Genomic DNA, 14,674 nt, shown 5'->3' with positions numbered 1-14,674 from the left:
CCCCTCGCGGCCGGTTTTTTGTTGTCATGCGATCGCCGCAACCGGCTGGGACGGTGCAGCATAGCCATGGCTGCGGAGGATCTCGGAGATCTCGTCCAGAATGGCGGGGTCATCGATCGTGGCAGGCATCTTCCAGGGCATGCCATCGGCGATCTTCTGCATGGTGCCACGCAGAATCTTGCCCGATCGCGTCTTCGGCAGGCGCTTGACCACCATGACAGTCTTCAACGCCGCAACCGGCCCGATTTCATCGCGCACAAGCCCGACAACCTCGCGTGAGATCAGCGCCTCATCCCGCTCCACCTTGTTCTTCAGAACGACGAAGGCGCAAGGGACTTGACCCTTCAGCGCATCCGCCACGCCGATTACCGCGCATTCGGCCACATCGGGATGCATAGCGCAAACCTCTTCCATCGCGCCCGTCGAAAGTCGGTGCCCCGCGCAGTTGATGATGTCATCAGTCCGCGCCATCACGAAGATATAGCCATCTTCATCAATGAGGCCGGCATCGGCTGTCTTGTAATAACCGGGGAATTCGCTGAGGCAGGCATCACGGAAACGCTGGTCGGCATTCCAAAAACTGACCAGACAACCGGGCGGCAGAGGCAGTTTCAAAACCAGATTTCCGAGCACGCCGCGCGGCAGCAGATGACCTTCATCATCCAAGGCATCCAATTGATAGCCGGGTAGCACCGTGGCAGGCGACCCGTGTTTCACGGGCAGGAGTTCGAGCCCCACCGGATTGCAGGCGACCGGCCAGCCGGTCTCCGTTTGCCACCAGTGATCGATAACGGGTACGTTGAGATGACGCTCGGCCCATTTAAGCGTCTCGGAATCCGCGCGTTCTCCCGCCAGAAACAGCGTGCGGAAAGAGGAGAGATCGTAGCCGGTCAGAAGCTCCGCCTCCGGGTCTTCCCGGCGAATGGCACGGAAGGCCGTCGGCGCCGTGAAGAGCGCGTTGACCTTGTGATCCCGGATCACGCGCCAGTACGTTCCTGCATCAGGCGTACCGACCGGTTTGCCCTCGAACAGGATTGTTGTCACCCCTGCCATCAAGGGGCCATAGACGATGTAGGAGTGGCCGACGACCCAGCCGATATCGGAGGCTGCCCAGAAGGTGTCGCCTTGCCGCATGCCGTAGACGTTTTCCATACTCCACATCAGAGCGACGGCGTGGCCGCCATTATCCCGCACGACGCCCTTGGGCTGCCCGGTCGTGCCTGAGGTGTAGAGAACATAAAGCGGATCGGTTGCCAGGACGGGTTCGCAGGGAACCACCGTACCCTTCACCTTTTCCACCTCGACGGCTTGAGCAAAATCGATATCGCCGTGCTCATAACGCAGAACAGCGTGGTGCTGGTCCCGCTGCACGATCAGACATGCATCAGGCTTGACCTTGGCAAGATCGACCGCATGGTCGAGCAAAGGCTTGTAGGGCACCACCCGGCCGGGTTCGAGACCGCAGCTGGCGCTGATCACCACCTTGGCCTGGCAGTCATCCAGTCTGGTCGCCAGTTCGTGCGCCGCGAAACCGCCGAAGACGACCGAATGAATGGCACCCAGTCGCGCGCAGGCCAGCATCGAAAATACCGCTTCCGGGATCATGGGCATGTAGATGACGACGCGATCGCCTTTGGTCACGCCCAGATTGCGAAGCACGGCGGCCACCGCCTGAACTTCTGTCTGAAGTTCCGCATAGGTGAATTTGCGCACAGTGCCCGTCATGGCGCTGTCGAAGATCATCGCGCAGGCATCACCGCGGCCAGCCTCCACATGGCGATCGACAGCATTGTGGCAGCTGTTCATCACCCCATCGACGAACCAGCGGCCATACACACCCTGATTCGGATCGAAGATGGTTTTCGGTGGCGTGACCCAGTCCACATTCTCAGCCGCCCGCGACCAGAAGGCCTCCGGAGCATCCTGCCAGGATTGATAGGTTCCTTGATAAGCGCCCTGCATCCGATCCTCCCATCATCCGCAACAGCTTGTGAGAGCAGTGTACGGAGCGAAACGGCCGGATGTGAACCCCGACGAAAGGGGAAGAGCTTACCGGTGACCGAAAATTGCTGAGCCGACGCGGACGCTGGTCGCACCGAACTGAATGGCCGTTTCGAAATCGCCGGACATGCCCATGGAAAGGCGGGAAAGCCCACACTCCCCCGCAAGCTTCGCCAATAGAGCGAAGTATGGGCCGGGGTTCTGGTCCGCCGGCGGAATGCACATCAGCCCTTCGATGGTAAGGCCAAGGTCGTTACGGCAGAAATCGGCAAACTGCGCCGTCTCCTTGGGCGGAATACCTGCTTTCTGAGGCTCCATGCCAATATTGACCTGCACATACAGTCGAAGCTGCTTCTGCTGCTTTCTCATTTCATCCGCGACCGCGCGCGCGATTTTTTCGCGGTCGATCGTCTCGATGACGTCGAACAGCGCCACGGCATCCGCCGCCTTGTTCGACTGAAGCGGGCCAATGAGGTGAAGCTCTATGCCTGCGGTCTCGCTTTTCAGCTCGGGCCATTTGCCTTGCGCTTCCTGTACACGGTTTTCGCCAAACACCCGCTGTCCGGAAGCAATGACGGGGCGAATCGCGTCTGCCTCAAAGGTCTTGGAAACGGCGACGAGCTGCACACTGCCTTTCGGGCGATTCGCCTCATCCTCTGCAACGGCAATCTTCTCTCTGACGCTGTTCAGACGTTCTTCAACGGTCATCGGATGCTCCTCGGGGCAGTTGGCTGTCCTTCGCTTAGAACATGCGGCAAGCCGATGCCAAGGGAGATGATCACGCGGAAGACGGAAAGTGTCTTTCAGGTGCTCAAAAACTTGACGCTCAAGGGGTTTCATGGTGAAGGTCACCCCATCTTTTCACACCGGAATTTCATGGAAATGGCGACCGAACGTTACAATCCGCGGGATGCCGAGCCCCGTTGGCAAGAAAAATGGGCCGAGGCAAAAACTTTCGAGACGGACAATAGCGATCCGCGCGACAAGTATTACGTCCTTGAGATGTTCCCATACCCGTCGGGCCGCATCCACATGGGCCATGTGCGCAACTATGCCATGGGCGATGTCGTTGCCCGCTACAAGCGTGCGCGCGGCTTCAACGTGCTTCACCCGATGGGCTGGGACGCCTTCGGCATGCCGGCAGAAAATGCCGCTATGCAGAACAAGGTCCACCCCAAGGACTGGACCTATCAGAACATCGCGACCATGCGTGCCCAGCTGAAGTCTATGGGCCTGTCGCTCGATTGGTCACGCGAATTCGCGACCTGCGATGTCGATTACTATCACCGCCAGCAGCACCTCTTCCTCGACATGATGGAAAAGGGCTTGGTCTATCGCAAGCAGTCCAAGGTGAACTGGGACCCGGTCGACCAGACGGTTCTGGCAAACGAGCAGGTTATCGACGGGCGCGGCTGGCGCTCCGGCGCGCTCGTGGAACAGCGCGAGCTGACGCAGTGGTTCTTCAAGATCACCGACTTCGCGCAGGATCTGCTGGATGCGCTTGACGGTCTCGACCAGTGGCCGGAAAAAGTGCGCCTGATGCAGAAGAACTGGATTGGCCGTTCGGAAGGACTAACGATCCGGTGGGAGCTGTCGGAACCAAGCCGCACCAAGGCTGACTGCAGCGAGATCGAGGTCTACACCACTCGCCCCGATACGCTGTTTGGTGCATCCTTCCTGGCCATCTCCGCGGATCATCCGGTCGCCAAGGCTCTGGCTGCCACCAACCAGGATGTCGCCGAGTTCTGCGAAGAATGCCGCCGCCAGGGCACGTCTCTGGCAGCGCTCGAAACCGCTGAAAAGAAGGGCTTTAACACTGGCCTCACCGTGAAACACCCGCTGGATCCCGCCTGGGAATTGCCGGTCTACATCGCCAACTTCGTGCTGATGGAGTACGGCACGGGTGCGATCTTCGGCTGCCCTTCCGGCGACCAGCGCGACCTAGATTTCGCCCGTAAATACGACCTGCCGGTCGTACCGGTCGTCATGCCCGCAGATGGTGACGCCGCGACCTTCGAAATCGGCTCGGCAGCCTATGATGGCGATGGCGTGATGATCAACTCGCGCTTCCTGGACGGTCTGCCGACGGACGAAGCCTTCCAGAAGGTTGCGGACCTTTTGACGGGGCAGCAGCTGGGCAACGCGCCGCAGGCAAGCCGCAAGGTAAACTTCCGCCTGCGCGACTGGGGCATTTCCCGCCAGCGCTACTGGGGTTGCCCGATCCCTGTCATCCACTGCGATGATTGCGGCGTCGTTCCGGTACCGAAACAAGACTTGCCGGTCAAGCTGCCTGATGATGTGACCTTTGACGTGCCCGGAAATCCGCTCGATCGCCATGCCACCTGGCGGCATGTCGCCTGCCCGCAATGCGGCGGAGACGCACGTCGTGAAACAGACACCATGGACACCTTTGTGGATTCCAGCTGGTACTTCGCCCGCTTCACAGCGCCGTGGGAAAACAACCCGACAGACCCAAAGGCGGCCGATCACTGGCTGCCAGTGGATCAGTATATCGGCGGTATCGAGCATGCGATCCTGCATCTGCTCTATTCGCGCTTCTTCACCCGCGCCATGCGTGAAACCGGCCAAGTGAGCCTGAAGGAGCCCTTCAAGGGCCTCTTTACGCAGGGCATGGTGGTGCATGAAACCTATCGCCTGGGCGAGGGCCAGAACGGGCAGTGGGTGGCACCCGCAGAAATCCGCATCGATGAGATCGAGGGAGCCCGCAAGGCGTTTCTCCTCTCCTCCGGCGAGGAGGTTGCGATCGGCTCCATCGAGAAGATGTCCAAGTCGAAGAAGAACGTTGTCGACCCGGACGATATCATCGCCTCCTATGGTGCCGACACCGCCCGCTTCTTCGTTCTGTCCGACTCGCCGCCGGATCGTGACGTGATCTGGTCGGAAGCCGGCGTCGAAGGCGCGCATCGTTTCGTGCAGCGCGTCTGGCGCCTGATTTCGGAAGCCGCACCGGTTCTCAAGGGTGTTACTGCAAAGCCCGCCAAGGAAGGTCCGGCCTTGGCCATTTCACAGGCTGCCCACAAGACGCTTTCCGCAGTACAGGGCGACTTCGACAAGCTCGCCTTCAACAAGGCCGTTGCACGCATCTACGAACTCGTCAACACGCTCGCCTCTCCGTTGACCTCTGTTGCAGCGGGCAAGGAAGATGCGGCAACGGTTGCCGCGGTTCGCAACGCAGCTGAAATTCTCGTCCAGATCATCGCACCGATGACGCCACACCTGGCGGAGGAATGCTGGACTGTGCTTGGCAACGAAGGCCTGGTGGCGCAAGCCGCATGGCCTGTCTTCGATCCTGAGCTGGTCGCGGATAACGAGATCCTTCTGCCGGTTCAGATCAATGGCAAGAAGCGTGCGGAATTGACAATCGCGCGCGACGCGGACCAGAATACGATCCAGCAGGCCGTCCTGCAGCTCGACGTGGTTCAGGCTGCCCTCGCCGGTGGCCAGCCAAAGAAGATCATCATCGTCCCACAGAGGATCATCAACCTTGTCGTATGAGATCTCGCCCGCCTTCCGGCGCGCAATCAGGCTCGTGACCATTCTGGCAGCCAGCGCAACGATTGCCGGCTGCCAGGTCAAGCCGCTGTATTCCACGTCAACAGGCGTTGCCCCAAAACTCGCATCGGTGGAATTTTCACAGGCCAGCGATCGAGTGACCCAACTGGTCCGTAATCATCTCATTTTCCTCGCTTCTGGCGGGGCAGGGGAACCGGTAAAGTCTGACTACTTTGTCCAGCTGAGCGTTGCTTCCGCCCGCGCGGATGTGCTGGATGAAGAAACCTCGGCCAACTTTATTCCCGGTCGTGTCACGCTGACGGGCAGCTATACACTGACGCACAAGATCGATGGCAAGGTGATCCGCTCTGCGACTCGAAAGGTCACCTCGCTGGTGGATGTCGGCCCGCAGCAGTTCGCCAAGCTTCGCGCTTATCGTGACGCGGAAGATCGCGCCGGCCGTGAGCTGGCAGAGTTCATCCGCGCGGATATAGCCGCGGCACTGAGCCGCTGATCCCGTCGCATGGCAGAAATCAAATCTCATGAATTCGAGCGGTTTCTGCCACGCGCAACGGAATTGTATCGCCTCTTTCTGATCTACGGGCCTGATCGGGGGCTTGTATCAGAGCGTGCGCAGCAACTGGCCGAGAAGGCTGGCGTTTCTCCAGACGATCCCTTTTCCTTCACCAAACTCGATCTCTCTGACCTGCAGGGAGATCCGGCCCGCCTTCTGGACGAGGTTTATGCGCTTGGTCTGTTTGGCGGATCAAAGACGGTTTGGGTGAGGGGAAGCGGCGGCGAAAAGCCGTTGGCAGACGCGCTGCAAACCCTCGTGTCCGGCGCACCACCTGAAAATCTTCTCATTGTCGAAGCCGGCGATCTCAAGAAAACCAGCGCGCTTCGCAAACTTTGCGAACCGGCCAAGACCGTTGCCGTCATTCCTTGTTATGCCGATGATGTGAAAGCACTCAACGCGCTGATCGATCGCGAGCTGTCGGAGGAGGGGCTTCGCATTTCGCCGGATGCACGCGAAAAGCTTCTGGAATGTCTCGGCGGCGACCGTGTTGCCTCGCGCAATGAAGTACGCAAGCTCGCGCTTTATTGCCGCGGTATGCCCATGATCGAGGAAGAGCATGTGGTTGCCATCATTGGCGACGCCAGCGCCATCTCAACTGACGAGGCTGTGGACTTTGCCTTGTCGGGCGATGTGGACGGGCTAAACAGAGCAATCAACAAGATCGTACTGTCAAAGACGCCCATCTTCCTGGTCTTGCAGGGGTGTTTGAAACAATTTCAGATGCTGGATCTGATGCGGGCCGAGATGGATGAAAAGCGGACGCCGCCGGCTCAGATCATGCAGACCACAGGCCGGCACATCCATTTCAAGCGCAAGCCGATCATCGAAAGGGCGCTACGACAATGGACAGCCGAGGCGCTGTCTCGTGAAACACGGCGCTTGCAAGCCGCCATTCTCCAATCCCGGCAAAAGCAAAGCCTGGAAGACACAATCGCCTTCCAGGCTTTATTGAGTGTGGCGCTGCAATCGGCACGGGCCAATCAAGCTCGATAAGCTTGACCTATCGCCGTTCCAGAAGCCGGCAAACTTCTTCCAGCTGTTCCAGCGTACGGTAGGAAATGCGGATCTGCCCGCTCGTGCCTTTGTGATTGATCTTGACTTCCAAACCCAGAGCATCCGAAAGCGTTCGCTCCAAAGCAAGCGTATCGGAATCCTTCTGGGGCAACTTGGCAACGTTCTGCGGCTCGCTTTGGGCCTTGATGTCGTTCTGCGCCAGCCGTTCCGCATCGCGCACTGACATCCCCTTGGAAACAATCGTGCGGGCCAGTGCGGTCGGATCCGAAGTTGAGACAAGTGCACGTGCATGGCCAGCCGAGAGCTCGCCAGCTGACAACATGTCGCGAACCGGATCCGGCAGTTTCAAAAGACGCAGACTATTGGCGACATGGCTTCGGCTTTTGCCGATGATTTCGCCGAGATCATTTTGCGTATAGCCGTGCTCGGCAATTAATTGCTCGTAACCCAAAGCCTCTTCGAGCGGATTGAGATCGGACCGCTGTACGTTTTCCACGATTGCGATTTCGAGTGCAGTGCGATCATCCACATCGCGGACGATAACGGGAATCTCTACAAGGCCTGCCAGCTGAGCGGCGCGCCAACGCCGTTCACCGGCAATAATCTCGAATTCGCTGCCGCGGGGGCGAACCACGACTGGCTGCACAATTCCATGCTGACGGATGGACGCTGCGAGATCCTGAAGCTCCGCCTCGTCGAACATGCGCCGTGGGTTACGCGGGTTGCGGCTGACATGCTCGATCGGCACAAGCCGATCAGCGCTTACGGGCTTCGGCGGGGTATCGCCCACCGGCGACGGTTGATCCATCTCACCAATCAATGCAGCAAGGCCGCGACCCAGGCGCCGCTTCGAAAGATCTTCACTCATAGAATTGCCTTTGAAAATCAGGCCGCCTTACGGCGACGTTCCCGCTGAATGACTTCGGAAGCCAGCTGAAGATAAGCCTGACTGCCAGCGCACTTCAGATCATAAAGGATAGCCGGCTTACCATAGGATGGCGCCTCGGAAACGCGAACATTTCGTGGGATCAGCGTATGATAAACCTTCTCACCGAGGTAGGTTCTAACGTCATTGACAACTTGCTGCGCGAGATTGTTGCGTGCATCGAACATCGTCAGGACGATGCCCTGAATGTCGAGGCCAGGATTGACGCTTTGGCGAACTTGGTTCACCGTTTCCAGCAACTGGCTCAAACCTTCGAGCGCGAAGAACTCGCACTGCAACGGTACCAGCACAGAATGCGCTGCCGCCATTGCATTGATCGTCAACAGGTTGAAGGACGGCGGGCAGTCAAGCAGGATATAGGAATAGCTGCGTGCATCTTCCGCCTGCAGGGCGCGCTTCAGACGAAAGGCCCGATCCGACTCGCGGCCGATCTCCATCTCCAATCCGAGCAGGTCCATCGTGGACGGAACAATAAAGAGATTGGGAACAGCCGTTTCCAGGGATGCCTCAGTGACCGATGTCGTCCCCATCATGACATCAAAGGACGAAAGTTTGCGACTCTTTCGATCAATACCAAGACCGGTACTGGCGTTCCCCTGGGGATCCAGATCAACAATCAGGACCTTCTCGCCAATGGCAGCGAGCGCAGTCGCCAAGTTGATCGCGGTCGTCGTTTTTCCGACGCCACCCTTCTGGTTCGCAATTGTGATGATGCGATTGGTCTCGTACATGGAGCACCTGCAAGAGAGATCAGATCTTTCGCTGCAGGCCCGAGATCTCCAGAATATGGGAATCTGTCTCTACAGCGCTGGCATGTTGTACCAGATCAAACTCCCACTCACCATTGGCTTTAGACACTTCAGCCGCATAATCCCGGCCTTTATGGAAGAAAGCCTTCACGTTTGGCTTCCCCGCCATCCATGGGGCCGCAAGTCCAAGAAGAGAAGAGAGTTCGGCAAGAGCACGAGCGGATATACGGTCGCATTCAGCAATTGTGTCGGGCGCAGCCTCGATGCGAACCGGATGTACGCTGCCGCGAGCGCCTGTCTCGTGCAGGGCTGTCCGCAGGAATGAGGCCTTCTTCTGATTGCTCTCAACCAGGTGAACCCATCCATCCTGGAGTTCGGCCAGGAATATCGCGGTCACAATACCGGGGAAACCACCCCCCGAGCCCAGATCTACCCATTTGAAGGGGCCAGGAGACAGCTGGAAGATTTGGGCGCTATCCGCGATATGCCGTTTCCAGAGATCTTCAACCGTGGAGGGGGCAACAAGATTGATCACCTTTGCCCATTTCAGGAAAAGACTTGCAAAGGTGTCAAGGCGATCTGCTGTTTCACGTGAAACATCAATTCCATTCAACTTCATCAGATCGCCTGCACTTTGTGTTCTGTCTTTGGTACGGCCTTGCGGACAAGAGCGAGAATGAGTGCCAGTGCCGCCGGTGTCATACCATCCACCTTGCCAGCCTGGGCAATATTGCGGGGACGCGCCTTGTTGAGCTTAAGCTTGAGTTCGTTGGAAAGTCCCGAGATCAAACCGAAGTCGAAGTCATCAGGGATGATACGTTCTTCATCCCGCTGAACCGAGACAATATCCGTCTTCTGTCGGTCGAGATAAACCGCATATCCCGCCTCGATCTCCAGGGCTTCAGCTATCGGCCGACGTAGCTCTGCAAGCTCTGGCCATATGCGCACCAGTTTTTCCATCGTCATGTCTGGGTAGGAAAGAAGGGTATAGGCGCTACGTCGCTGCCCATCCTGGTTGAGCTGTATATCGTGTGTCGCAGCTTCCTTCGGGGAAACCGACAGGGACTGGAGCTTCCCACGAGCGGTTTCCAGATCACCTATGTAAGCAGTAAAGCGTTCTGCGCGGTCACTTCCAACAAGACCAAGTTCCAGAGCCTTTGGCGTCAATCGGACATCCGCATTATCAGCCCGCAATGAAAGACGATATTCCGCCCGGGACGTGAACATACGATACGGTTCTGTAACACCCCGTGACGTCAAATCATCGATCAACACGCCGATGTAGGAGTCGGTTCTGCTGAAATAATAGGGCGTCGAACCTGCCGCCCGAAGTGCGGCATTCAACCCCGCTGCAAGACCCTGAGCTCCGGCCTCTTCATAACCGGTGGTGCCGTTGATCTGCCCCGCCAGATAAAGCCCCTTCAGAGCCCGCAGCTGAAGATCATGGCCCAGTTCACGCGGGTCGACGTGATCATATTCGATCGCATAGCCGGGCTGCAGGATTTCGACACGCTCCAATCCAGGTATCGTCCGGATGAAAGCGGCCTGTACATCAGCGGGAAGCGAGGTTGAAATGCCATTCGGGTAGACAGTGTCGTCGTCCAGACCTTCCGGCTCCAGGAAGATCTGATGACCGTCTCTTTCCCCAAAACGCACAATCTTGTCTTCGATGGACGGGCAATAGCGCGGACCGACGCCAGTAATCTGGCCGGAATACATGGCGGATAAACCAATATTGTCGGCGATGATCTGATGCGTTTTGTCTGTCGTACGCGTCACGCCGCAAGCAATCTGCGGTGTGGTAATGGTGTCTGTCATAAATGAGAAAGGGACAGGCTCCTCATCTGCTTCCTGTCTCCCAATGCTATCCCAGTCGATAGTCTTGCCATTCAGCCGAGCGGGGGTACCAGTCTTCAGCCGGCCAAGCTGGAGCCCGAGCGCAGACAGCGTCGCTGACAGTCCGTCGCTTGGCGCCTCGCCCATACGACCGGCTGCATGTGTCTGGGAACCGATATGGATGACCCCGCGCAGGAAGGTTCCGGTTGTCAAAACCACGGATTTGCAGCCGAAGGAACGCCCGTCCTTCATGACGACACCCGTCACTTCCCGGCCATCCTGCTGAAGGTCAAATGCATCACCTTCAATGATGGTCAGGTTCTCATGGCAAAAGAGCATCCGCTGCATCGCTTCGCGATAGAGCTTGCGGTCGGCCTGGGTGCGAGGGCCTCGAACGGCCGGTCCCTTTTTACGGTTCAAGAGACGAAACTGAATGCCAGCCTCATCCGCGACACGTCCCATCAGCCCATCTAGTGCGTCAATTTCCCGTACCAGATGCCCCTTGCCCAAGCCACCAATAGCAGGGTTGCACGACATGACCCCGATCGTTTGCCGGCTATGGGTTATCAGCGCCGCTTTTGCACCAAGACGAGCGGCTGCAGAAGCAGCTTCGCAGCCGGCATGACCGCCTCCAACGACAATGACATCAAACTGGTTCATGGTTCTCACATCCACTGCATTGACAGTGTTTCACGTGAATCATTTTCCGATGCAGAATTCCGAGAAGATCACGCCCAACATGTCATCTGGATCGACACGCCCTGTAATCCTGCCCAAGCATTCCCCGGCGAGTCTCAGACTTTCCGCGCGGAGATCAAGTTGCGTCCCTGATAGCGCTTCCTCTAGAAAAAAGGAAGTGTGTTTGAGATGCTGCACGTGGCGAAGTCTGCCGGGGCCTATGGCCGCAATACCGTTCCAGCGCTTCCGTACCTCGCTCGTGATTGCGTCAATGAGTGCGGATATCCCGCTCCCATCTTTGGAGGAGATCACCAGATCGTAGCCAATCGAGGGTGCGGTCAACAGATCCGCCTTGGTCCCAACCTTGAGAACCGGTGCCGCGACGCTCGTCTGGTTCCATTCCGCATCCGAATCAATAGGAATAAGCGCGAGGATGAGATCAGCCGTTTCGATGGCCGATCGAGCGCGGCGAACGCCTTCCTGCTCAACGATGTCTTCGGTCTCACGAAGGCCTGCGGTATCAACCAGGCGAACGAGAAAACCTTCCAGGTTGAGATCTACCTCGAGAATATCGCGCGTTGTGCCTGCGATCTCGGTGACAATCGCCACATCGCGCTTGGCGAGCGCGTTCAGTAGGCTAGATTTGCCAGCATTGGGCGGACCCGAGATAACAACCCGAAAGCCATTGCGCACAAATGCACCATGCTGGGTTGCTTCCAGCTGTGTTTTAATATCCGCCTTTAGCCGCTCGACATCATCCCATACCTGATCGGAGACGGACCCTGGAATGTCCTCCTCGTCGGCAAAGTCCAGTTCAGCCTCAATGAGGGCACGTGCGCGCGTCAAACGATCTGCCCATCCGGCATAGACGGCAGACAACCCGCCGGAAGTGTGCTCGATGGCCAGACGACGCTGCATTTCCGTCTCAGCAGAAATAAGATCACCCAAGCCTTCCACTTCCACCAGATCGAGTTTGCCATTCTCGAAAGCACGCTTGGTAAATTCTCCCGCTTCCGCAGGGCGAATGCCGAGATCGAGAAGTTCGCGCGACACCGCGTCCACCACGGCCCTTCCGCCATGAAGATGAAACTCGATGCAATCCTCGCCCGTGAACGAGGCTGGACCCGGAAAACAAAGAACCAGACCGCGATCGAGAAGATCACCGTTTCGGGTTCGAATCGATTTAAGGGCAGCCATGCGTGGAGTGGGCAAATGACCGGAAAGCGTCTCGGCAACCGAAAAACTATCCGGACCACTTAAACGAAGAACGGCGACACCCGAAGGTGTCGCCCCGCTGGACAATGCGAATATTGTTGGCTTCAGCTGCATGGGCTCCCCGCGTTCGCTCGGGAACCATCCCGGTACTCCCGAGGAATCCGGCTAAAGGTCAGGTATTCATCGAGTCGAAGAAGTCGCCATTGTTCTTCGTCTGCTTGAGCTTGTCGATGAGGAACTCGATGGCATCGGTCGTTCCCATCGGTGCCAGGATACGGCGAAGGACGAAGATCTTTTGCAGATCCTGGCGCGGCACCAACAGGTCTTCCTTACGCGTACCGGATTTCAGAATATCCATGGCCGGGAAGATGCGCTTGTCGGCGACCTTGCGGTCGAGCACGATTTCCGAATTACCCGTGCCCTTGAATTCTTCGAAGATCACTTCGTCCATACGGCTGCCGGTATCGATCAGCGCCGTCGCGATAATCGTCAGCGAGCCGCCCTCTTCGATATTACGAGCCGCACCGAAGAAGCGCTTGGGGCGCTGGAGGGCATTGGCGTCAACGCCGCCCGTAAGAACCTTACCGGACGACGGCACGACAGTATTGTAGGCGCGGCCAAGACGCGTGATGGAATCGAGCAGGATGACGACATCGCGGCCATGTTCGACAAGACGCTTAGCCTTCTCGATGACCATTTCCGCAACCTGAACGTGGCGAACGGCCGGTTCGTCAAAGGTGGAAGAGACGACCTCACCGCGCACGGAGCGCTGCATGTCGGTGACTTCTTCCGGACGCTCGTCGATCAGGAGAACGATCAGATAGCATTCCGGATGATTCGCGGTGATGGAATGGGCGATGTTCTGCAAGAGAACCGTCTTACCGGTACGCGGTGGCGCTACGATCAAGCCGCGCTGGCCCTTGCCAAGTGGTGCGACGAGATCGATCACCCGCGACGAGAGATCCTTCGACGTCGGGATCTCCAACTCCATCTTGAAGCGCTCATTCGGGTAGAGCGGCGTCAGATTGTCGAAGTGAACCTTGTGACGGATCTTTTCCGGGTCATCGAAATTGATCGTGTTGACCTTGAGAAGCGCGAAATAGCGCTCGCCTTCCTTGGGGCCGCGGATGGGACCTTCCACGGTATCGCCGGTCTTCAGCGAAAAACGCCGGATCTGCGAAGGGGAAATGTAGATATCATCAGGACCCGGCAGATAGTTGGCATTGGCGGAACGCAGGAAGCCAAAACCATCCTGCAAAACTTCCACCACACCTTCACCGATGATTTCAACGTCCTGGCTGGCGAGTACCTTCAGGATAGCGAACATCAGCTCCTGCTTGCGCATGGTGCTCGCGTTTTCGACCTCCAGTGATTCGGCGAAGGCCAGCAAATCGGTCGGCGATTTGCTTTTAAGTTCCTGAAGCTTCATTTCAGCCATGAAGAAAGACCGTAAAGATTTTTGAGGGGAAGGATGTGTCTGTGGAATTCACTTCCGCCGCTCAATCAGCAACGACGGAACATCGCACACAAATCACAAGAGATGAGATGACGGGAAAATAGCGAGGAAGTGCTGTTGCCGCAAGAGGGGCTTCGCAATTCTTATCCGTTTAGAAGGGTTTGACGATCACGAGGATCACGACCGCCATCATCAGCAGGGTCGGGACCTCGTTCATCATCCGCCAATAGCGCGCCGTCTTGCGGGGCCCATCCGCTGCAAACCGGCGAACCGCGCGCGACAAATGCATGTGCGAAGCAGTCAACAAAACCACCAAGGCGATCTTTCCGTGCAGCCATGCGCCCTGGAAGCGATAGAGATCCCAGGCGAGATAGAGGCCAAGCGTCCAGCTGATCATCATGGCCGGGTTCATGATCACCTTGAGCAGACGTTGCTCCATCACCTTGAAGGTTTCCGACTGGACGGACCCTGGTTCCGCATCCGTATGGTAGACGAAGAGGCGCGGCATGTAGAGCAGGCCCGCCATCCAGGCAATCACCGCAATCACGTGAAACGCCTTGACCCAGAGATAGAACGAATTCCGCGCAAAGGCATGCAGCAGAGCCAGCACGCCAACGAAGACCGCAATCGCCACAAAGGCTCGCAGTCGCGCGCGGCGCCCTGGTGCCGCATCCGTCTGGCGCTCCATC

12 protein-coding genes are annotated in these 14,674 nt (G+C 57.8%); 3 read left to right on the top strand and 9 right to left on the bottom strand.

From position 1 onward, the window contains the following. Positions 1-24: 24 nt before the first annotated feature. Both Q2T52_RS21875 and Q2T52_RS21870 read right to left on the bottom strand, forming a co-directional pair. A complete protein-coding gene (locus Q2T52_RS21875) occupies positions 25-1,962 on the bottom strand; it encodes a propionyl-CoA synthetase (RefSeq protein ID WP_302079006.1) in 1,938 nt (645 codons plus the stop codon). 87 nt (positions 1,963-2,049) lie between these two features. Continuing rightward, positions 2,050-2,709 carry a YggS family pyridoxal phosphate-dependent enzyme gene (locus Q2T52_RS21870; RefSeq protein WP_302079005.1) on the bottom strand — a complete coding sequence of 220 codons (660 nt, stop codon included), beginning with the start codon at positions 2,707-2,709 and terminating at the stop codon, positions 2,050-2,052. Positions 2,710-2,883: 174 nt separating this feature from the next. On the opposite strand from Q2T52_RS21870, the gene leuS reads away from it, so the two are divergent. From leuS to holA, 3 genes are read left to right on the top strand one after another with little or no spacing between them, the layout of a single operon-like run. Continuing rightward, the gene (leuS, locus tag Q2T52_RS21865) at positions 2,884-5,517 is read left to right on the top strand and encodes a leucine--tRNA ligase (protein ID WP_302079004.1); all 2,634 of its coding nucleotides are present in this window, start codon (positions 2,884-2,886) and stop codon (positions 5,515-5,517) included. Further along, a complete protein-coding gene (locus Q2T52_RS21860; protein WP_302079003.1) occupies positions 5,507-6,028 on the top strand; it encodes an LPS assembly lipoprotein LptE in 522 nt (173 codons plus the stop codon). The genes leuS and Q2T52_RS21860 overlap by 11 nt, the downstream gene beginning before the upstream one ends. Positions 6,029-6,037: 9 nt before the next feature. Beyond that, complete coding sequence (gene holA, locus Q2T52_RS21855) at positions 6,038-7,084, top strand: DNA polymerase III subunit delta (RefSeq protein WP_302079002.1); 1,047 nt, start codon at positions 6,038-6,040, stop codon at positions 7,082-7,084. Between the two features lie 7 nt (positions 7,085-7,091). On the opposite strand, the gene Q2T52_RS21850 is transcribed toward holA, so the two are convergent. The 7 genes from Q2T52_RS21850 to hemJ form a co-directional block, all read right to left on the bottom strand. After that, the gene (locus Q2T52_RS21850) at positions 7,092-7,973 is read right to left on the bottom strand and encodes a ParB/RepB/Spo0J family partition protein (RefSeq protein WP_302079001.1); all 882 of its coding nucleotides are present in this window, start codon (positions 7,971-7,973) and stop codon (positions 7,092-7,094) included. A 17-nt stretch (positions 7,974-7,990) separates the two neighbouring features. Continuing rightward, positions 7,991-8,782: a ParA family protein gene (locus Q2T52_RS21845; RefSeq protein WP_302079000.1), complete on the bottom strand. Its 792-nt coding sequence runs from the start codon at positions 8,780-8,782 to the stop codon at positions 7,991-7,993. A 19-nt stretch (positions 8,783-8,801) separates the two neighbouring features. After that, entirely contained in the window at positions 8,802-9,419 is a 618-nt protein-coding gene (rsmG, locus tag Q2T52_RS21840; RefSeq protein WP_302078999.1) for a 16S rRNA (guanine(527)-N(7))-methyltransferase RsmG, read from the bottom strand. Next, positions 9,419-11,296, bottom strand: a complete 1,878-nt coding sequence (gene mnmG, locus Q2T52_RS21835; RefSeq protein WP_302078998.1) for a tRNA uridine-5-carboxymethylaminomethyl(34) synthesis enzyme MnmG — start codon at positions 11,294-11,296, stop codon at positions 9,419-9,421. The genes rsmG and mnmG overlap by 1 nt, the downstream gene beginning before the upstream one ends. A gap of 39 nt (positions 11,297-11,335) precedes the next feature. Next, positions 11,336-12,643: a tRNA uridine-5-carboxymethylaminomethyl(34) synthesis GTPase MnmE gene (gene mnmE / locus Q2T52_RS21830; protein ID WP_302078997.1), complete on the bottom strand. Its 1,308-nt coding sequence runs from the start codon at positions 12,641-12,643 to the stop codon at positions 11,336-11,338. Positions 12,644-12,701: 58 nt separating this feature from the next. Then, on the bottom strand, positions 12,702-13,967 hold the full coding sequence (gene rho / locus Q2T52_RS21825; protein WP_302078996.1) for a transcription termination factor Rho: 1,266 nt from the start codon (positions 13,965-13,967) through the stop codon (positions 12,702-12,704). Between the two features lie 169 nt (positions 13,968-14,136). Next, positions 14,137-14,673: a protoporphyrinogen oxidase HemJ gene (gene hemJ / locus Q2T52_RS21820; RefSeq protein ID WP_302079095.1), complete on the bottom strand. Its 537-nt coding sequence runs from the start codon at positions 14,671-14,673 to the stop codon at positions 14,137-14,139. Between the last annotated feature and the right edge of the window lies 1 nt (position 14,674).

The organism is Rhizobium oryzicola (assembly GCF_030504645.1).
GTDB classification, from domain to species: Bacteria; Pseudomonadota; Alphaproteobacteria; order Rhizobiales; family Rhizobiaceae; genus Neorhizobium; species Neorhizobium oryzicola.
The sequence above is the reverse complement of the archived record's forward strand: the minus strand, read 5'-3'. Positions and strand labels throughout refer to the sequence as shown.